Origin of the sequence: Geminocystis herdmanii PCC 6308 (genome assembly GCF_000332235.1) — a bacterium.
Classification (GTDB): domain Bacteria; phylum Cyanobacteriota; class Cyanobacteriia; order Cyanobacteriales; family Cyanobacteriaceae; genus Geminocystis; species Geminocystis herdmanii.
Genome location: NZ_CM001775.1, coordinates 807,793 through 828,242, shown reverse-complemented (window position 1 = coordinate 828,242; position 20,450 = coordinate 807,793). Strand labels below are relative to the sequence as shown.

General features: G+C 36.3%; 20 protein-coding genes. 11 read left to right on the top strand and 9 right to left on the bottom strand.

Annotated elements, in window-relative coordinates:
- Positions 1–117: 117 nt before the first annotated feature.
- The 4 genes from SYN6308_RS04115 to SYN6308_RS04100 all read right to left on the bottom strand — a co-directional run bounded on the left by SYN6308_RS04115 (position 118) and on the right by SYN6308_RS04100 (position 4,074).
- Positions 118–759 carry a Uma2 family endonuclease gene (locus SYN6308_RS04115; RefSeq protein WP_017293168.1) on the bottom strand — a complete coding sequence of 214 codons (642 nt, stop codon included), beginning with the start codon at positions 757–759 and terminating at the stop codon, positions 118–120.
- A gap of 130 nt (positions 760–889) precedes the next feature.
- Positions 890–2,482: a NuoF family protein gene (locus SYN6308_RS04110; RefSeq protein ID WP_017293167.1), complete on the bottom strand. Its 1,593-nt coding sequence runs from the start codon at positions 2,480–2,482 to the stop codon at positions 890–892.
- Between the two features lie 110 nt (positions 2,483–2,592).
- On the bottom strand, positions 2,593–3,099 hold the full coding sequence (gene hoxE, locus SYN6308_RS04105; RefSeq protein WP_026101914.1) for a bidirectional hydrogenase complex protein HoxE: 507 nt from the start codon (positions 3,097–3,099) through the stop codon (positions 2,593–2,595).
- Between the two features lie 270 nt (positions 3,100–3,369).
- Positions 3,370–4,074, bottom strand: coding sequence for a sirohydrochlorin chelatase (locus SYN6308_RS04100; RefSeq protein ID WP_017293165.1), 705 nt, complete (start codon positions 4,072–4,074; stop codon positions 3,370–3,372).
- Positions 4,075–4,097: 23 nt separating this feature from the next.
- On the opposite strand from SYN6308_RS04100, the gene SYN6308_RS24820 reads away from it, so the two are divergent.
- Together SYN6308_RS24820 and fabG are read left to right on the top strand one after the other, a co-directional pair.
- Positions 4,098–4,262 carry a hypothetical protein gene (locus tag SYN6308_RS24820; RefSeq protein WP_017293164.1) on the top strand — a complete coding sequence of 55 codons (165 nt, stop codon included), beginning with the start codon at positions 4,098–4,100 and terminating at the stop codon, positions 4,260–4,262.
- 107 nt (positions 4,263–4,369) lie between these two features.
- Positions 4,370–5,131: a 3-oxoacyl-[acyl-carrier-protein] reductase gene (gene fabG, locus SYN6308_RS04090; RefSeq protein ID WP_026101912.1), complete on the top strand. Its 762-nt coding sequence runs from the start codon at positions 4,370–4,372 to the stop codon at positions 5,129–5,131.
- Positions 5,132–5,225: 94 nt separating this feature from the next.
- On the opposite strand, the gene SYN6308_RS04085 is transcribed toward fabG, so the two are convergent.
- Positions 5,226–5,837 (bottom strand): aspartyl protease family protein, encoded by a 612-nt coding sequence (locus tag SYN6308_RS04085; protein ID WP_017293162.1) that lies wholly within the window; start codon positions 5,835–5,837, stop codon positions 5,226–5,228.
- A 126-nt stretch (positions 5,838–5,963) separates the two neighbouring features.
- Between SYN6308_RS04085 and SYN6308_RS04080 the strand changes: the two genes are divergently transcribed.
- Positions 5,964–7,124, top strand: a complete 1,161-nt coding sequence (locus tag SYN6308_RS04080) for a cysteine desulfurase family protein (protein WP_017293161.1) — start codon at positions 5,964–5,966, stop codon at positions 7,122–7,124.
- 47 nt (positions 7,125–7,171) lie between these two features.
- On the opposite strand, the gene SYN6308_RS04075 is transcribed toward SYN6308_RS04080, so the two are convergent.
- Entirely contained in the window at positions 7,172–8,167 is a 996-nt protein-coding gene (locus SYN6308_RS04075) for an aldo/keto reductase (RefSeq protein ID WP_017293160.1), read from the bottom strand.
- 390 nt (positions 8,168–8,557) lie between these two features.
- On the opposite strand from SYN6308_RS04075, the gene thrC reads away from it, so the two are divergent.
- The gene (gene thrC, locus SYN6308_RS04070; RefSeq protein ID WP_026101911.1) at positions 8,558–9,664 is read left to right on the top strand and encodes a threonine synthase; all 1,107 of its coding nucleotides are present in this window, start codon (positions 8,558–8,560) and stop codon (positions 9,662–9,664) included.
- A 92-nt stretch (positions 9,665–9,756) separates the two neighbouring features.
- On the opposite strand, the gene SYN6308_RS04065 is transcribed toward thrC, so the two are convergent.
- Positions 9,757–10,122, bottom strand: coding sequence for a 4a-hydroxytetrahydrobiopterin dehydratase (locus tag SYN6308_RS04065; protein ID WP_237741255.1), 366 nt, complete (start codon positions 10,120–10,122; stop codon positions 9,757–9,759).
- 112 nt (positions 10,123–10,234) lie between these two features.
- On the opposite strand from SYN6308_RS04065, the gene SYN6308_RS04060 reads away from it, so the two are divergent.
- A complete protein-coding gene (locus tag SYN6308_RS04060; RefSeq protein ID WP_017293157.1) occupies positions 10,235–10,654 on the top strand; it encodes a hypothetical protein in 420 nt (139 codons plus the stop codon).
- A 46-nt stretch (positions 10,655–10,700) separates the two neighbouring features.
- On the opposite strand, the gene SYN6308_RS04055 is transcribed toward SYN6308_RS04060, so the two are convergent.
- Complete coding sequence (locus SYN6308_RS04055; protein WP_017293156.1) at positions 10,701–11,279, bottom strand: TerD family protein; 579 nt, start codon at positions 11,277–11,279, stop codon at positions 10,701–10,703.
- Positions 11,280–11,291: 12 nt separating this feature from the next.
- On the opposite strand from SYN6308_RS04055, the gene lpxD reads away from it, so the two are divergent.
- The 3 genes from lpxD (at position 11,292) to SYN6308_RS04040 (ending at position 15,437) form a co-directional block, all read left to right on the top strand.
- On the top strand, positions 11,292–12,341 hold the full coding sequence (gene lpxD, locus SYN6308_RS04050) for a UDP-3-O-(3-hydroxymyristoyl)glucosamine N-acyltransferase (protein ID WP_017293155.1): 1,050 nt from the start codon (positions 11,292–11,294) through the stop codon (positions 12,339–12,341).
- A gap of 277 nt (positions 12,342–12,618) precedes the next feature.
- A complete protein-coding gene (locus tag SYN6308_RS04045; RefSeq protein WP_017293154.1) occupies positions 12,619–13,908 on the top strand; it encodes a CO2 hydration protein in 1,290 nt (429 codons plus the stop codon).
- A 260-nt stretch (positions 13,909–14,168) separates the two neighbouring features.
- Positions 14,169–15,437 (top strand): dihydrolipoamide acetyltransferase family protein, encoded by a 1,269-nt coding sequence (locus SYN6308_RS04040; RefSeq protein WP_017293153.1) that lies wholly within the window; start codon positions 14,169–14,171, stop codon positions 15,435–15,437.
- Between the two features lie 123 nt (positions 15,438–15,560).
- Here SYN6308_RS04040 and SYN6308_RS04035 read toward each other — a convergent pair whose 3' ends face one another.
- The gene (locus SYN6308_RS04035; RefSeq protein ID WP_017293152.1) at positions 15,561–16,202 is read right to left on the bottom strand and encodes a Uma2 family endonuclease; all 642 of its coding nucleotides are present in this window, start codon (positions 16,200–16,202) and stop codon (positions 15,561–15,563) included.
- Between the two features lie 715 nt (positions 16,203–16,917).
- On the opposite strand from SYN6308_RS04035, the gene SYN6308_RS04030 reads away from it, so the two are divergent.
- From SYN6308_RS04030 to SYN6308_RS04015, 3 genes are all read left to right on the top strand, one after another.
- The gene (locus SYN6308_RS04030) at positions 16,918–18,030 is read left to right on the top strand and encodes a geranylgeranyl reductase family protein (RefSeq protein WP_017293151.1); all 1,113 of its coding nucleotides are present in this window, start codon (positions 16,918–16,920) and stop codon (positions 18,028–18,030) included.
- Positions 18,031–18,251: 221 nt separating this feature from the next.
- On the top strand, positions 18,252–18,791 hold the full coding sequence (locus SYN6308_RS04025) for a phycobiliprotein lyase (RefSeq protein ID WP_017293150.1): 540 nt from the start codon (positions 18,252–18,254) through the stop codon (positions 18,789–18,791).
- A 119-nt stretch (positions 18,792–18,910) separates the two neighbouring features.
- The gene (locus tag SYN6308_RS04015; protein ID WP_144051393.1) at positions 18,911–20,440 is read left to right on the top strand and encodes a M16 family metallopeptidase; all 1,530 of its coding nucleotides are present in this window, start codon (positions 18,911–18,913) and stop codon (positions 20,438–20,440) included.
- Positions 20,441–20,450: the final 10 nt, after the last annotated feature.

Sequence of the window (20,450 nt, the reverse complement as noted above, 5' to 3'; positions counted from 1 at the left end):
TCATGCCAATTATTAATACTAAAAATAGCAGTAGTAATTAAGTCTAATTTATCTAAGGATAACTTTTCTAGGTTCGATCGAATTTTTAACTCCTTGAAAAATGTTTTTTATTAATATCTATAAATTAAATTTTTCTAATAACCAAGCATTTACTTGACTATGATTTTTTTCACGAGTCATTCTTAATGCTTCTTCTAACAAGGATAATTTTAAGTGTGGTAAAACTAAAGATTCTCTAATGCGATAACTACCTTGATTCTCTATTTTGAAAGCAATTATTTCACTTTTTTTAACATCGACAATCCAATATTCTTTTACTCCTATTTCTTCATATAATAATCGCTTTTCTCCTCGATCGTCCTTTAAAGAATAATTAGCTATTTCTACGACTAAAGTGGGGGGAGGAAAATCATCTAATTTGATGATACTTGTACCGTAGGGAATAGCATTAACGATGTCACCGATATAGTAAGATAAATCTGGTTGTGCTTCCTGATAGCCTGTTTTACGATAGCTACAGTTATCCTTTCCATTCAAGTTAATATTTTTTAAAGCACTATAGTTATTTATAGCAGTATTGACGATCGAATGATCACTAGCATGATCATTTCCTAATGGTGACATTTCGATTCTTAATTTACCTTGATAATAATAGAATTTGCCCTTTTCATAATCAGGATTTTCCGTGAGTTGCATGAATTCTTGCCAGTCAGCATCTATCCATGTATCACTAATTATTTTTGTGGCTAAGAGAGTCATTTTTTTTACCCTTTTTATTAGTTGAAAATATGCCCTAAATTTAACTAATTTTTAGCTAAATTTAGATATAAAAATTAACGATTTTGTTAAATTTTAGAAAGGCTAATGGTGGGCATTACCCACCCTACTATTAGGATTTTAGTAATTGTAAATATTCCTCTTTAAAATAGTTTAAAGTGCTTAACACGGGATTAGGTGCAGTTTGCCCTAAACCGCATAAACTGGTAGCTTTCACCATGTGAGATAATTGCTCTAGTTTACTAATATCCCCTTCCGTCGCTTCCCCGTTGAGGATTTTAGTCAACATTTGATACAATTGCACTGTACCAGTACGACAGGGAATACATTTTCCGCAGGTTTCCCCTCGACAAAATTCCATATAAAATCGGGCAAGGGCTACCATATTAGTATCTTCATCTATAACTATCATGCCTCCTGATCCCATAATAGTACCTAATTCCTTGAGGGATTCGTAATCTACTGGGGTATCAAAATATTGAGAAGGAATACAACCCCCAGAAGGACCTCCTGTTTGTACAGCTTTGATTTCATTGTTACCCGGCACTCCTCCTCCCATTTCTTCAACGATTTGCCGAATACTTGTACCCATCGGCACTTCGATCAAACCTGTATTATTAACGTTACCTGTGAGAGCAAATACTTTTGTACCCTTACTTTTTTCTGTACCAATATTGGCATACCATGCACCCCCCTCCCTGATAATTGGTACGATGTTGGCGTAGGTTTCTACGTTGTTGATTAAAGTTGGGTATCCCCATAAGCCTGATTGGGCAGGATAAGGTGGGCGTGGGCGTGGATTACCTCTTTCTCCTTCTATGGAAGCGATTAAGGCTGTCTCCTCCCCGCAGACAAATGCCCCTGCACCCACTCTAATATCAATCTTAAAGTCAAACAGGCTATTAAATATTTGTGTGCCTATCAAGTCTTGTCTTTTTGCCTGTTGAATGGCTTTTTGTAATCGTGCGATCGCCAGAGGATATTCGGCTCTAACGTAGATGTAACCTTGATTTGCTCCCACGGCATAACCTGCGATCGCCATACCTTCAATAATACGATGAGGATCACTTTCAAGAACACTTCGATCCATGAAAGCACCCGGATCACCTTCGTCAGCATTACAAACGATGTACTTTTGTTGACTAGGCATTTTAGCAACGGTAGCCCATTTTAAGCCCGTAGGATAACCTCCTCCTCCCCTGCCTCGTAAACCACTGGTAATAACTTCTTTAACTATTCCCTGGGGTGTCATTTCATGCAAAGCACGGTATAGCTGTTGATAACCTCCTACGGCAATATATTCATCGATGCTTTCGGGGTTGATTTTACCGCTATTTTCCAACACAATGGACATTTGTAAAGCAAAGAAGGGATGATTATAGTCACCCATAGGCGCGGTGGCTTCTTCCTCACCTTTGAGCGCTTTGACGATCGAACTAGCATCTTCGGGGCGCACATTCTCATATAATAAGTTAAGTGGGGCAACCTCCACTAAAACTCCCTTACCGCAAAACTTCATGCAACCCACTGGCACTACTTCTACTTCGTCCTGTAATCCCTGAGATTCGATCGAACTTTTTAACTCATTAATAATAGCTTCTGAACCAGAAGATTTGCAACTAGCCGCGCCACAGCATAAAATTCTTATGGCTTTACGTTTAGCTATGGTTTCTTCTGCTATGTATTCTAATCTACTTAATTCCATACAATTTGTCTCCAAGTTTTTTGATTGGTTATCTCACGCAAAGACGCAAAGGGTTTTTCCTGTTTTTTCTGTTTTCTCGACAAGCTAAACACAAGATAATTTTTCATTCCTCATTCCTCATTAGATTTCAGCCATTCCTTCACTTGGGATAACACCAACTCGGCTGTCTGTTTTCCGCATACTTTACCATCGTAAACCGCCGCAGGTGCTAAACCACACGCCCCAATACAACGGGCAGTCATTAAGGATACTTTACCATCGGGAGTTGTTTCTCCTTGATGTAAATTTACCTCCTCTGCTAACTTATCCAGTAATTCTGATGAACCTTTTACATAACAAGCTGTACCTAAGCAAACTACACAATTATGCGCCCCCGAAGGTTTCAAGGAGAAAAGATGATAAAACGTAGCGACACCAAAAACTTGACTTAAGGGTAATTTTAGTTGATGGGCAATGTAGATTAAAACATCTTCTTCTAAGTAACCGAAGGAAGATTGGGCTTTATGTAAAATTTCAATAAGTGCATCTTGACGATTTTGATTTCTTTTAATCGTTATATCTAATACCTTGAGACGTTTATCACCTGTATTGGCTTTTTCAGATGGAGATTTTAACATTGTACTAGGCATTTTTGCTTTTTATTTTCCTTTCTATTTCGGAAAATAACCCCTAATGGTTAAGATTATCTTTCATTACCCCCTCATTTTAAGCCAGTAATTTGAAAGGACATCAGAAAGTTAACATTTAATAATAATTAGGAGTTAGGAGACAGGAGACAGGAGACAGGATAAATACTACAAAATCAAGGCTTTGATGTCTCATGATATTCAATAAATATAATTTTCTCAAAAAAATAATGCCAAAAGTGTTGATTTAAAGAAGAATGTTTAATTTTCTATTTGCTTTAAGATAACTTCTGCTAATTCTACTGTTGCACCTAACGGTTTTAATAAGATTAATTCAATTTTGTTATAGTCTCGTAATCTTTGTATTTCCTGCACGATCGAGTCTATAATTTTCCCTGAAAATAAAAAGTACGGTAAAATTACTATTTTTTTTACTCCAGAATTGACCATATTATCGATAATTGTCCATAAATCAGGTAAAATTGACCAATACGCAACTTTAGCGTTCAATTTTTCCCCTATAATCTTTGATTCTTCTTTTCCCTTTTCAAGTCTTGTGCCATGACAAAATAACACTCGCTCAAAGTCTGGATATTCTTGATATTTACACTCTAATAAATCGATTAAATCTTTACTTCCCCCCATCAAGGGCATTAATTCAAGGGTGATAGAAACATTTTTTTGAGCAGTATTTACTTCTTCGGGAATATCTTCTAAAACGTGAGTACCAGAAAACAAAAATAAGGGTATAATTTTTAGAGTTTGATAATTATATTTGAGACACTCGATCGAAAACTCCACAATACTATCCGATAAAGGTTTTTCTCCCAATTCTAAATAAGCCGTAGTTAAAAGACAGTTACCATCTAAACCCTTCACAATTAAATCCTGTAATTGCTCTAATTGTTTACGATAACTTGAATTTCGACTACCATGCACCACTAAAAGATAAGCTGAATTAGACATAGATAAAGAATTAAGAATGGAGAATGGAGAATGGAGAATGGAGAATGGAGAATGGAGAATGGAGAATGGAGAATGGAGAATGGAGAATGGAGAATGGAGAATGGAGAATGGAGAATGGAGAATGGAAAATTAAGAATGGAGAATGGAGAATTGTTGTTAAAACACTATACGACTTGAATATTATTTAACCCTTACAAGCAAATGAAACATCTTTTATCGATAATTTTATCATTTACCCTTGATTAACTTTAAGGTAAACTAACCCATGCAGAGTTATATCACTATTTTAAATAATATGGAACTTTTACCCCCTAATTTTCAAAGATTAAAAGATCAAGTCGCTATTATAACAGGTGCATCCAGAGGTATTGGTAAAGCTACTGCCTTCGCTTTAGCTTCCGAAGGTGCAAAAGTTGTTGTTAATTATGCTAGTAACAGTCAAGCCGCCGATGAAGTGGTTACAGAAATTACTGAAGCAGGAGGAGAAGCCATTGCTATTAGTGCCGATGTATCTCAATCTGAGGCGGTAGAAGCTATGTTTAAACAAACTGTCTCACAATGGGGAAAAGTTGATGTTTTAGTCAACAATGCAGGAATTACTAGAGATACTCTTTTATTGCGCATGAAATTGGAAGACTGGCAACAAGTGATTAACCTTAATTTAACAGGGGTGTTTTTATGTTGTAAATCCGCTAGTAAGATTATGCTTAAACAAAGAAGCGGTAGAATTATTAATATTTCATCGGTAGCAGGACAAATGGGCAATCCCGGACAAGCCAACTACAGTGCCGCTAAAGCTGGAGTTATCGGTTTAACTAAAACCCTCGCTAAAGAATTTGCTAGTCGTGGTGTCACCGTTAATGCCGTTGCACCCGGTTTCATTGAAACAGATATGACTCAAGGTTTACAAGCTGAGGAAATTTTAAAAGCAATCCCTCTTAATCGTTACGGCAAACCCGAAGAAATCGCAGGAATGATTCGTTTTCTTGCGTGCGATCGAGCTTCTAATTATATTACAGGACAGGTGTTCAATGTTGACGGCGGAATGGTGATGTAAATTAGACTTGTCTCCTGAAAGGCGGTTAATGATCAAATCCACAAAATCAATAAAACTTTAACAGTTATTGGATCATTGTTTTTGTGGCATTCTCTTAGTTCGATCGAAACTTGAAAATAATAGTTTCTTCCGCTTGTTTAAACTCTATATCAAATAAGTCAAAAACTACCTCCCTACCTAATAAAATTTCTTCACAATCGTCCATTTGTAACCAAGCAAAAGGAGCGGTAAACTCATGGGAGTCTATTCTTAAACGTAAATTACGCAGTAAATAACTAACACTTCCCCCAACACTATCTCCTTGTAAAATTAATTCTTCAGGTAGTTTCGTTAAGCCTAAATTTAATCCTAATTCCTTAGAAATCAAACTAATATCCGCACCAGAATCCACTAACATTTTTATCGGCAGAGGATTTTGTCCTAATATTGTAACTTCATATTTCGGTTGCCATTCATGTTTTTTGACATTTCTAAATCTAATGGGATAAAACTTTAATGGCTCGGTAAATTCTGTCTCATAAATTCTTTCGATTATATATTTTTGAGTTCTATCTTGAATATTTTTGATCATTTCCCCGTATTGAGGATGATGAGCAATAATTCCATTACAAGTATAAGCAACCCATTCTCCCCGATATTTTTTTAATTCTTTTCGATGTGCTTTATACCATTGGGCTGGAGTTTGATACTCATTATTATCTGTCATAACCGTTATTTTTTTGACTCTTTCTTTTTGATTTTAGCTAATAATTTTTAGCTTCTGATAAGAGATTGCTTCATAACTTTCTAATGACTATTATTATAGATATACCTGAGTTTGAACTTTTTGATTATGATCGATCGACCGATATATTTAGACAATCATGCTACCACAAAAGTTGATCCTCGTGTATTGTCGGCAATGATGCCTTATTTTAGTGAATATTACGGTAATCCTTCTAGTAATGCTCACCTGTACGGTTGGGAGGCTCAAGAAGCCGTTAAACAGGCTAGAAATACCATTGCACAAGGGATTAATGCCGAAGAAAACGAGATTATTTTTACCAGTGGTGCAACGGAGGCAAATAATTTAGCTATCAAAGGAGTAGCGGAGGCTTATTTTAGCAAAGGGCAACATATTATTACAGTAGAAACAGAACATAAAGCAGTTATCGAACCCTGTGAGTATTTACAGACGTTAGGATTTGAAATAACTTTTTTGCCTGTGGAAAAAAATGGTTTATTAGACTTAAATTTATTAACTAAAAATATTCGATCGAACACAATTTTAGTATCTGTAATGACAGCAAATAATGAAATAGGAGTCATTCAAAATATCGCACAAATTGGAGCTATTTGTCGTGAAAAAGAGGTTATTTTTCATACCGATTCCGCCCAAGCCATCGGTAAAATTCCTTTAGATGTGCAAAAAATAAACATCGATTTAATGTCTTTAACTGCCCATAAAATTCACGGCATAAAAGGTATTGGAGCATTATATATTAGACGAAAAAATCCCAGAGTAAAATTAGCCTCTCAAATACAAGGAGGAGGGCAAGAAAGGGGATTTCGATCGGGTACATTATGTACTCCCCAAATAGTCGGTTTTGCCGAAGCCGTCAAAATTGCCCTAGAGGAAGCAGAAGCAGAAAATCAACGGCAGAAACACCTAAGAGATTATTTATGGCAAAAATTGAGCCAATTAGAAGGAATCTATCTCAATGGAGACTTAAACCAAAGATTAGCAGGAAATTGCAACATTAGTATTGACGGGGTGGACGGTTCAGCATTATTATTAGCATTACAGTCAAAAATAGCCGTATCATCAGGTTCAGCTTGTTCCTCCACCTCCACAAAACCAAGTCATGTACTCAAGGCTTTAGGGCATTCTGACAGTTTAGCGAAGGCTTCTTTACGTTTTGGTATCGGACGTTTTAACACCAAGGAAGAAATCGAAGAAGTCGCCGAATTTACCCTTAAAACTATTAATATTCTACGTCGATCGAGCCGATAAAAAACTCCCCTCGCCTTTTGGGAGAGGGGTTAGGGGTGAGGGCAAATCTATTCTGTTTGAAAAATATTTTGAATCATTTGCTTTTCTAAACTAAGCACGATCGAGCTTAATTCTAACACCTCCGAAGGGGATAAACGCCACCCCAACGCCCCAATATTTTCCCTAGCCTGAGTCAAATTTTTTGCCCCCGGAATCGGAATTGTACCTTGACAAATACACCAATTAAGGGCGGTTTGTGCCATGGTTTTACCATTATCTTTTGCCATTATTTCTAATGTTTGTAATAATGGTTTAATTTTCGGTAATAATCCTTTAAACAAGCCTTTTCTCGGTCCAGACGGCAAATTTTTCAAATCTTGATATTTACCTGTCAAAATACCTAAAGTAAGAGGACTATAGGCAATAATTTGAATGCCCAACTCCTCACATAATTCTTTTAATCCTAACTTCACAAAAGGATAGGTAGAAAGCAAAGAATATTGTACTTGAAGGGTACTAATTTTTACTCCCTGTTGCTTTAAATAATCATAGGCACGTTGTAAATTTTTTGCCCCATAATTAGATAAACCGATACCTTTCACCGCTTTTTGATGATATAACTGAGCTAAACCATCCCATAAAGGCTTTTCTTGCCAAGGGAGATATTTCGCAGGAGACCAGTGCATTTGCACTAAGTCGATCGATCTCCCCAATCTTTCCGCCGATTTTTCACAAGCCTTCACCATCGATTGAGGAGTCAAACGCCAAGGATATACCGCTAGTTTTGTGGCGATCGAAATTTCATCTTGATGATCTCCCTGATATTCTTTAGTAAACTTACCTAAAAGACTCTCACTTCTGCCCTCTAATTTTCCCGTGCCGTAGGAATCCCCCGTATCAAACCAAGTAACACCCTGAGAAACATGAAGATTAAAAACCTGTTGTAATTCCTTATCCATAGTCGTATCATAACCCCAAAGGAAACGATTACCCCAAGCCCAAGTACCGCATCCCATAGGAGAAAGCAACAAATTATCAGCAACTTTAATTTTTGATTCGATCATAAGATAATGAATAAACACCTAATGAGTAATGAGTAAATACTCACCACTTATAGAATAGAATTACTATATTTTTATTTTACTTAACGACTAATAATAACTCAGAAATCAGGATACAACAAAGCTGTTATCAAGAGGTAGATTTGAACCAATGATAACACAAAATGTCCTAATTTCGAGATATTAATTCAGTTCAATTAATAAATTAAAAGAAAAAGAATCTAGTTAGATATTAACTCATTACTCGTTACTCATTACTTATTACTTCAATTCAAAGTCAAAATACCCCCACCCAAAATTTCGTTCACCCGTGAGATTAAATTATTTCCCTTCAAGTATAATTGCCCCTTTTATGGCATAATATAGGATGCTGTCTATTTATATTTAACACCCGTGGTAGCGACGCAAATTCATCCAAGTAATACAAGTCACCATTTGAGAACAGGCTGGAGAGGCTTAATCGAAGAATATAAACAATATTTACCCGTCACTCCAGACACCCCCATTATCACTCTGAGAGAAGGCAATACTCCCTTAATTCCTGTACCCGTCATTTCTAACATGATCGGTCGTGGCATTAAAGTATTTGTAAAGTATGACGGATTAAATCCCACGGGTTCGTTTAAAGATAGAGGTATGACAATGGCAATCTCCAAAGCCAAAGAAGCAGGAGCAAAAGCTGTCATCTGTGCAAGTACAGGAAACACATCGGCGGCGGCGGCGGCTTATGCCACCAGAGCAGGAATGAAAGCCTTTGTAATTATTCCCGATGGTTATGTAGCTTTAGGAAAATTAGCTCAAGCCCTCATTTATGGTGCGGAAGTGTTGGCAATTCAAGGAAATTTTGACCATGCCTTGACGATCGTGCGACAAATTGCCGATAATTATCCTGTCACCCTCGTTAACTCTGTCAATCCTTATCGCTTAGAAGGACAAAAAACCGCCGCCTTTGAAGTGGTTGATACCTTGGGTTATGCCCCGGATTGGTTAGCAATTCCTGTAGGTAACGCAGGAAATATTACCGCCTATTGGATGGGTTTTTGTCAATATCATAGTGAAAATAGATGTGATAAACTCCCCAAAATGATGGGATTTCAGGCTTCAGGAAGTGCTCCTTTTGTGGAAGGACATCAAGTATTAAAACCTGAAACTGTAGCTACTGCTATTAGAATCGGTAATCCAGCTAACTGGGAAAAAGCATTAGGGGTAAGAGAAGCCTCTCAAGGGCAGTTTAACGCCGTCACCGATAGCGAGATATTAGAAGCCTACCGTATTTTAGGACGAGAAGAAGGGGTTTTCTGTGAACCTGCTAGTGCGGCTTCTGTCGCAGGGGTGTTAAAATTAAAAGATCAAATTCCTGATAATGGAACTGTAGTATGTGTTTTAACTGGTAACGGCTTAAAAGACCCTGATAATGCCATGAAAACTAATAAAGACGGCATTCGATCGGGCATCAAAGCCGACTTACAAGAAGTAGCTCGAATTATGGGATTTGAGTAAATGGAGAATGGAGAATGGAGAATGGAGAATTTAGTTCAATTTATTGAACGTAAAATATTAGCCGTGTAATTCATTACACGGTGGCTTGTTAATTATTCTTTGTGGATTTTCGTAATTTCATGGGCTAAATCAACGTCTTTTTGAGTAATACCTCCTGCATCATGGGTGGTGAGGTGAATGGTTACTCTGTTGTAAGATATAGAAATATCGGGATGATGCCCAGATTTTTCCGAAGGCTCGATTAATTTATTGACAAATGCCATAGCTTCAATGAAATCCTTAAATTTATAACTAGCTACAAGAGCTTGTCCGTTAGTCATCCAATCTGGTAAATTACCTAACTGTTGTCTGATCTCAAGTTCGTTTAATATCATATAAGTTCGATCGATATTTTGTACTAATGGTGAATGCTCATATAATGAGCTAATATCTATATATTGACACAAAAATATACTCAACTGTTTATCGTTTTGATTTTTTCTTTGTTCGTAGTCAGGGTTTTAACCCTTATTTTACCAATTTTTTCTAAATTTCTATTAAACAGATAAATAAAATAATATTACTATTCTTATGTTAAATATTTCTTTTGTTTGTTATCTAATAGTTGCTTTATTTTCTCTTATTTTTGGAGTAATTTATCTCACTCGTAGTCAGTTTATGCCTTATCATGAGATTGCCCTAAGTAAGAATTGGGAAGAATTAGAAGAAACTTTACAAACATTATTATTAGCATTGATGCGCATAGCTGGAGGTGGTTTACTCGCAACAGGTTTGATAATTTATTTACTTATTTATAGTTATTTTATTACTCAAGAAAAAATCTTACTAATAATTCTTCCTTTTCCGTGTTTAATTACTTCTTTTGCTTCGATAAAAGCCACATTAATGGTAACAAAAAAAACTCCTGCTAAACCACCTTTAAAGTTAAGTATATTTTGTCTAATTTTAATATTTATTGCTATCTTTAACTCAATAATTTTTGTTGTTTAAATTCCTAATTCCTAATTCCTAATTCCTAATTTCTCATTCCTAATTCCTAATTGCTATATTTGTCTAAGAGGGATTGTAAACCTCCTTCAAAGCCACTACCAACGGCATTAATGCGCCATTCTCCATCTTTGTTGTATAATTCCGCCATGATAACTGCTGTTTCCACAGAAAAATCTTCTGTTAAATCGTAGCGTAAAACTTCTTCTTTGGTTTGCACATCCACGAGACGAATATAGGCATTGGTAACTTGTCCAAAATTTTGGTGTCTCTTATCAGCTTCGTAGATGGTGACGGTAACAACAATTTTAGCAATGTCGGAGGGTACTTTGCGCAAATCTACAATTAAGCCTTCATCGTCTCCTTCTCCGTCTCCCGTGCGATTATCCCCCAAAAGTTTGATAGACTGATCAGGATCAGGACTAATTAGGTTATTGTAAAAAATAAAGTGTTTTTCTGATACTAATTTTTCGTTAGCACCTAAGAGAAACACGGATACATCTAAATCAAAATCCCCTCCCGTATCTGTGGAGTTGGTATCCCAACCTAAACCAATAAACCCTGCCACAAGGCTAGGCGCAACTTTTGCTAATGAAATTCTTTGTCCTTTTTGTAGTGATATAGCCATAATCTAATTTATATGAAATTTAGTGATCTTATTAGTCAATTATCCCCCCAAGTTCATAGTCTTACTGCAAATCCCGATCGAAATCCTGAACTTTATGATATTATGTCGATCGATCAAGGGGATGTTAATACATTAAGTTATATTGAGGGTGATAAATTTGCTAAAATGGTGGGCGTTACTAACGCTTCTGCCCTTATTTTACCACTAGATTCATCGTTACAACAATTAGCGACAGAAAGAGGTATTGCATGGTTAGCGACTCCTTACCCTCGTCTTACTTTTGCCCAAGCTATTGGTTTATTTTATCAACCCTTTTTACCTTCCCCTCAAATTCACCCTTCGGCGGTGATTGCAGAAGATGTCATCTTAGGTCAAAATGTCTCTATTGGTGCGAATGTAGTGATTGAAAAAGGATGTTCGATCGAAGATAATGTTTGTATCTTCCCTAACGTGGTGATTTATCCTCAAGTAAAAATAGGTAAATCAACGGTTATCCACGCTAACGCTACTATTGAAGAAAGAAGCCAAATCGGTGCTAATTGCGTTATCCATAGTGGGGCTGTAATAGGAGGAGAAGGCTTTGGTTTTGTGCCGATTCCCGAAGGTTGGTATAAAATGGAGCAATCTGGTTATGTTGTCTTAGAAGACGGAGTAGAAATTGGTTGTAATAGTACAGTCGATCGTCCTGCGGTGGGTATCACTCGTATTGGTAAAAACACCAAACTAGATAACCTAGTCCACATCGGGCATAATGGCGATATAGGGGAAAACTGCGCCCTTGCAGCTCAAGTAGGGTTAGCCGGAGGAGTAAAATTAGGTAATCGGGTGATTTTGGCTGGACAAGTTGGGGTTGCTAATCAAGTACAAATAGGTGATAATTCGATCGCATCCGCCCAAACAGGCATTCATAATGACGTAAAATCTGGAGAAACAGTCTCAGGCTCTCCCGCAGTGCCAAATAAATTATACTTAAAAGTATCGGCTATCTATAAAAAATTGCCAGAGATATATAAAATAGTCAAAGAATTACAGAAAAATTCTTCCTCACAAACAAAGGAATAAGAATTTAAAAATATTTAAGTTAAAATTATAAAATACACAAAAAATACAGCTTAATGTATTAAGATTAGTCGCTTTAGCAGACGGTAGCTATTAGCCTTGTCAATTTATTGCAAGGCGATTTATGAGATATTACCTAAATCATAAATAGTTGATTTTGTCAAATTTTCTGTAACAAATTATTTTCTAAACAGACTCATTTGTTTTTTAGTAGTTAACGAAAATAAAACAAGGCAAAGTTAAGCTATGATCTTTTGAAAGTAAAGGTTAGAGAGTAACTATGATCAAAACCCAAGTAAAAATTCCCCCTTCTACCCATGAATTTGCTGATGTTATCCATCGTTTAGAGGCTGGTGGCTCAATGTTACCAGATACTCCCGAAAATTTAATGCAAATTATCGGTATCTATAAAGCCTATGCTGTGCCGATGGATTTTTATTGGCGCGACTTACTCTATATCGCTGAAAGAGTTTTTCTTAACCCCCTTCCTTTCTTTAAATATTTCATCTCCCAAGAATATCTCGATTTGCCTAACCATTACGCAGGAGACACCGCCGATTTACGCATCTGGCGAGGAAAAGCAACGGCACATCCAGAGTTACTTGCCTTTATGGAAAAAGGGGAAACTGGTAAAAAGCCTAAATTATTCCATCATTTACTGCACGATCGAGTTAACATGGAATTTGCTGAGGCTTGTATGCGCGCGATGCTATGGCATGGTAGAGATATGGGCATGGGAAAATTTGATGCTTATCTTGACAGCGAAGAATATAAAGCCAATGCCGATGTCGCCATCAAAGCCTACTGTAAAAATAATCCCATGATGTTAGGCTTATACAAACTTTTCCCTGAGATGTTGTTAGAACAAGTGCGACAACTTTCCTATTATGCTAATCTAGGCTTATTCTGGGAAGTCATGGCGCCCGTTTTCTTTGAGATGTCAGATATTTATGACGAAGGCGGTTTTAAAGGTGTGCCTGATGCTATGAATTTTTTAGTTAACGGTATATTTGCGATCGCAGGAAGACCAATATATCATCATGTATATATAGAAGGCAAATGCTATGAAATCATCCCCAAATCTAAAGGATTTACATGGTTATACGAAGCCGCTTTACCCTACGTTGAAGCCGTCTTTTATCGCACTTCTCCCTTTCGAGGCACAAAATCCTATAACGCCCAAGCCAAACAAATCCCCCATGAGCAAAAAGATTTCCATTATGGTATTCTCTATGCAGATGTTTTTCCCGTGGGTAGTGCTGGAATCCCCCCCACTTTGTTAATGGATGATATGTTGCATTTTTTACCTCCCTATCTCATCGAATACTATCAAAACCACTGTCGAGGAGAAGATGATATGTTGATTCAATTAGGGGTAACTTTCCAACGATCGATGTATAATGTAACCTCAGCAGTAATTCAGGCTTTGCGCACGGCTTTACTATATCCCCTTGATGACGAAAATCCCAAGCATTTAATGAAAAATCGTCAATTTTTTGAGATGCAAATGGATAGATTTAAACGCCCCGAAGCTCGATTAAGAGATATTCAATCTCAAGATTATCGTTAATTTTTTCTCAGGGAAAACATAAATTTCTTAACTTATTACTCATTACTCCTTACTCCTTACTCCTTACTCCTTACTCCTTACTCCTTACTCCTTACTCCTTACTCCTTACTCCTTACTCATTACTCCTTACTCATTACTCCTTACTCTACTTCTGACTGACAATTTTCCCTCTCCTATAGCACCGTTTCACGATCGAACTCAGGTCAACCTAGGGTATAATTAGGAGTTTGATGAGTAAATAGAATAAATTGTAAATTATAATGATTCACGATATTTTTATGCCCGCCCTAAGTTCGACTATGACAGAGGGTAAAATCGTTTCATGGGAAAAATCCCCCGGAGATAAAATCGAGAAAGGAGAAACCGTTGTTGTCGTAGAATCAGACAAGGCGGATATGGATGTCGAATCCTTCTACTCTGGCTATTTAGCCATTATTTTAGTACAAGCTGGAGAAGAAGCTCCTGTTGGCAATGCGATCGCATACATTGCAGAGACAGAAGCTGAAATCGAGGAAGCAAAACAAAAAGCGAATAAAACTCCAACAGCAATCGCTACCACTCCTGCACCAGAAACTAAACTAGCGGTAGAAACTGCCTCCGTTGTTACCGCCGAAGTTCCTACTCCTGCGAAAAGTAATGGTAGAATGGTGGTTTCTCCTAGGGCGAAAAAACTAGCAAAACAATTAAAAGTTGATTTAAGTTCGATCGTGGGAAGTGGTCCTAATGGTCGTATAATTGCAGAAGATGTGGAAAAAGCCGTTGGCAAAACTGCCACAGCGCCATCAGTTGCCCCCGTTACCATCGCCCCAACTCCTCAACCTACGGTAACTGTTGCTCCTATTGTCAACAATTTAGCAGGAGAAACAGTACCTTTCAACACTTTACAACAAGCCGTTATTCGCAACATGATGGCAAGTTTACAAGTACCCACTTTCCAAGTAAGTTATAACATTAACACCGATGCCCTAGATAGTCTTTATCGCAAAATAAAATCTAAAGGTGTCACCATGACGGCATTATTGGCAAAAGCCGTTGCCCTCACATTACAAAAACATCCCGTTGTCAATGCAGGTTTCACCGAAGCAGGTATTAAATATAACGAAGGCATTAATATTGCCGTTGCCGTTGCTATGCCAGACGGAGGTTTAATCACTCCTGTCATCAAAAATGCTGATAAATTAGATATTTATTCCTTAGCGCGGAGTTGGCAAGACTTAGTAAACCGCGCCCGTGCTAAACAATTACAACCTGATGAGTACAGTACTGGTACATTTACTCTTTCTAACTTAGGAATGTTTGGAGTTAATGACTTTACGGCTATCTTACCCCCCGGCACAGGTGCTATTTTAGCCATTGGTGGTGTGCGTCCTACTGTTGTAGCAAATAAAGATGGTTTATTTGGTGTGAAAAATCAAATGACTGTAAATATTACTTGTGATCATCGTACAATTTATGGTGCTGATGCGGCAGGATTTTTACAGGATTTAGCTAAGTTAATTGAAACGGATACCCATTCTTTGACTTTATAATTTGAGGTTGTCTCATCGTCTTTTGATGATGGGAGGTGTTAGGTTTTAGTCGCCTCAAGCAGAGTTTTTTCATTGTCGGGGCAAAATTTACAACAAATACTGATTAATCTTTTACCGCCAATATCAGCTTTTTTCTGAGTCACTTTTTGCCTTCTCTGGTTTTGAGGGAAATTCTACTCTTTGATAAATGTCTGTTAAAGGTATTTCCCAAGCTATGGATTCTAATAATAATTTTTCTTCTAATTTCTTATATTCTGTTAATACCCATTTACCTTGTTGATTTTTAGCAAATTGTTCGATCGAATATTCATATTGATCGATTAAAATATATTCCTGTAGAGATTCTAAAGAACGATAATACTTGAATTTTTGTCCTCTGTCATAGTCTTGGGTAGAGAGAGATAAAACTTCGATGATAATTAAGGGATTAGTGATAATAGTTTTACTGTCATTTTGATAAATAGGGTTATCTCTAACTATCATGACATCAGGATAAGTATAGATGTTTTCTTCGGGGATAAATAATTTTACATCACTCATAAATATTTCATAAATTTGTTTTTCTATTGTCAAAGGAAATTGACGACAGAAATTTAAGGCAATTTTATTATGATTAATTGTTGCACCAGCCATCGGGATAATTTCTCCATTGCGATATTCGTTTTTAGTTTCTGCTTTTTCTTCTAATTTTAGGTATTCTTCAGGGGAATAATACTTGATTTGATTTTCTGGGGAAGTTAAGGTTTTTTCGGTTAAGGCTACCATGATTAATTATCTAATGATTGATTATGATTTATTGTAGATTATTTTTTAATTCATCAAGTCTTTGATGATAATAGTCGTATTCTTTATAGTCTTTTTCCAAAATTCTCCATTAGTATAACCATATAAAATTTTAGCAATTAATAACGTCGATCGCGCAGCGCCGCCTTTGGCGATCGAACTTAAAATAATTAGGGTTTGCTGAATAAGTCAGAAAGCTATTAAAATCAAGGGTTTAGACATAATACATTAGGGAAAAAGTGCACCGTTTTGAGGATTTTTATTCAAAAATTCGACACTTTTGACCTTATTTTTTAAAATACAACTATACTCATTCTATCTATCAACAGCATCAAAACCTTGATATTTGAGTATTTCTCCTGTCTCCTGTCTCCTCACTCTTATCTCCTACCTTCATCAAAAAACTTTTTCAGCAAACCCTAATTAGAATAATATATAGTTTAATAGATGTGTTAACAGTGAATAATTATGTCTGTGTACTTGACAAAAAATATATAAAAGTAATTGACTTACTTGTCTTGATTGTAATGTATAAAACAAGGGATAGTGTGAAGTTAAAACATATAATTTTGTAATAAAAAAAATCAACAAATTTAAAATTTGAGGGAACTTTTAGGGCATTTATCTGTTCTAATTAAGTGAAGAATAAATCATTTTCAAAAAATTATTTTTCAAGTCCTTTAATTTTTATTTTGTTATGTATGATTGTATTGTTGTTGGAACTGGACCGGCTGGAGCGACGGCGAGTTATCATTTAGCTAAAAAGGGGCATTCTGTCTTAATGTTAGATAAGGCTAAGTTACCTCGTTATAAACCCTGTGGCGGTGGGGTTTCTTCGGTTATTCAAAAATGGTTTGATTTTGACTTTACTCCTGCTATTTCTCTTAAAAGCGATCGAGTCTATTGTACATGGGAACATCAGGAATCGATCGAAGTTAGTATGGGTAATCATCCGATTTGGATGGTAAGACGGGATGTTTTCGATTATTTTATTGTGCAACAAGCCGTCAAACAAGGGGCAATTTTAAGAGACGAAACCGAGGTTATTGACATTGATTATAAGCTCGATCGATGGATTGTGAAAACCCCGAAGGGAGAATTTAATGCCCGTTATTTGATTGGTGCGGATGGTGCAAAAGGTGTCATGGCGAAATTATTAGGATTTCGTCAACAAAAAAAATTGATAGCAGGTGCATTAGAAGTAGAGATACCCTATCAAAAACAAGAAAATAGAGACACTTATTTTGAGTTTGGTTTAGTTAAACATGGTTACGGTTGGAATTTTCCTAAAGCTGATGGTTTTTCTATGGGCGCAGGAGTTTTTACCCGACAAAGAAAAGCACAAAGTTTTCATAAAATCATTGAATATTACGCCTCTTTATTTAATCTTACCCTAGAACAAGCCCAACAGCATGGACACCCCATCGCCATATGGAATGGCAATCAAAAATTACATACTGACAATGCAGTATTAGCTGGAGAATCCGCTTGTGTAGTTGATCCTTTTACAGCAGAGGGTATAAGACCATCAATTTTTAGTGGTTTAAAAGCCTCAGAGGCAATCCATCATAGCCTTTCAGGGGATATTAACGCCCTTGTCAAGTATAGTGAAATCATGACAGAAGAATGGGGTAAGGAGATGATTTGGGCGCAACGATTAGCACAGGTATTTTATCGTTTTCCCCGTTTTGGCTATAACTTGATGACTAAAAATCCCAAAAGTGCCGTCACCATGACGAAAATTTTTAATGGGCAATTAAGCTATTCCCAAGTTGCCCAAAAAGCCCTTAAGTTAATGAGAAATAATTAGGGGTTGCTGAAAAAGTTTTCTGATGAAGGTAGGTATTCGGTTTTTGGTGTTAGGTTTTTGGTTAAATAATGAAAGATGAAGGATTTGAATTTAAAGGTGGTTTAATTCTTAATTCTTAATTCTTAATTCTTAATTCTTAATTCTTAATTCTCCATTCTCCATTCTCAATTCCTAATTGCCTTATAATGATCGATCGAGATATAAAAATTATTTTAGATTGAATGAATATTAATACTTTTTTAGAAAACTCTGTTGGTGAATGGTTTTCTCAGCGTAGCACTTATAATATTGTGAATAATGATGTTGATAATAGTAAGGCAAATCTAACCCTTAATCTTCTTCCCCCTACAGATGCTGACATTGTCTCATTATCTCAAGAATATAATCTTAACCCAGAACTGAGTTTAGGCTCGATCGCGCAGCGCCACTTCGTGATCGAATCTAAATGGGATAACTCCCCCGATTGGGGAAAACCCAAACAACAAGGGGATAGTTTGATGGTGATTTTTCGAGATGATGACGAAGACAATCAAGGAAAATTTTTACGAGTTGTTAAAAATAAAGAGACTTTAATGGGTAAATATGTTTTAGCCGAAGATGAATCCTTAACCTTTATCATCGAAAAAGATGGGCATTATATAGAAGAAAGAATTTGTTTTGCCAGTGAGAATTTAAGATTACGCAATACCATTATTAAATATGATGAAAAAGTTGTACAAACTTCTTTTTATTCCGAAATCCGCAAAATAATTAACAATTAAAAATTCTTCCATTCGACCTTCTCCATTCTCCATTCGACCTTCTCCATTCTCCATTCGACCTTCTCCATTCCCCATTCTTCATTCTTCATTCTTCATTCTCCATTCTCAATTATAGAAATATGTTTAAAAAACTGTTTTATTGGACATTAATAATATCCTTAATGTGGAGTTTTAACCCCAGTTTAGGATTAGCAAAAACTGCTATAAATAATCAATCTCAGTCAATACAGCCCTATTTAGAACAATTTAAAGCGAAAATCACTGAATTTACCTTAGATAATAATATAAAATTTATTGTCCTAGAAAATAAAAAAGCTCCCATAGTCTCTTTCGTTACCTATGTCGATGTAGGAGGAGTAAATGAGCCAGATGGGCAAACAGGAGTAGCTCATTTTTTAGAACATTTAGCCTTTAAAGGTACTCCAGAAATTGGCACAACTAACTATGAAGAAGAAAAGGTTATTTTAGCAAAAATGGATCAAGTTTTTGAACAAATAAAACAAGCCCAAAAAGAAAATAATCAAGAAAAATTAGAGCAATTAAACACTCAATTAGAAGCCTTAAATCTTCAAGCTAGTGAATTTGTGAAACAAAATGAATTTGGGCAAATTGTGGAAATCGAAGGGGGAGTTGGGTTAAATGCCGCAACCTCTGCCGATGCCACTGTCTATTTTTATAACTTTCCTTCCAATAAATTAGAGTTGTGGATGTATTTAGAATCAGAGAGATTTTTAAACCCCGTCTTTCGAGAATTTTATACCGAAAAACAAGTCATTTTAGAAGAAAGAAAACTGCGCACTGATAACTCTGCTATCGGTAAAATGGTAGAGACTTTCCTTGATACTGCTTTTACTCAACATCCCTATAAACGCCCTGTTATTGGCTATGAAACAGATATAGCTAATCTTACCAGAGAGAATGTACAGGATTTCTTTGAGGCTTATTACGGTGGCAGTAATATCACTATTGCCATTGTTGGGGATGTGAATCCCCAAGAGGTTAAAACTATGGCACAGAAATATTTTGGGAGATTCCCCACTACCACGAAACCTGCTAATTTAACTATAACTGAACCTAAACAAACTAAAACTAAAGAAGTAACAATTAAATACCCTTCCCAACCCATTTATTTTGAAGGCTATCACATCCCCGACTTAAACCATCCCGACTATGTAGTTTATGACATCTTAGGCTCAATTTTAAGTAACGGGCGCACTTCTCGTCTTTATAAATCCTTAGTAGAAGACAAAAAAGTCGCTTTAACTGCCACTGGTTTTACTGGTTTTCCGGGGGATAAATACCCTAATCTAATGTTATTTTATGGCTTATCGGCGCCCGATCGAACTTTAGAAGAATTGCAAACTGCCTTACATTCGGAAATCGAAAAATTAAAAACTCAACCCGTCAATGAGGAAGAATTAGAAAGAGTTAAAACCCAAGCTAAAGCTAACTTATTAAGAGGTTTAAATTCTAATGCAGGAATGGCAAGATTATTGACAGAATATCAAGCAAAAACAGGAGATTGGCGTAATTTATTTACCAGTTTAGATGAAATTTCTGCTGTCACTGTTGAGGATATTCAAAGAGTTGCCAAAGAAACTTTTATCTCTGAAAATAAAACTATTGGCAAATTAGAAACGATTAATTAAGGGTTGCTTA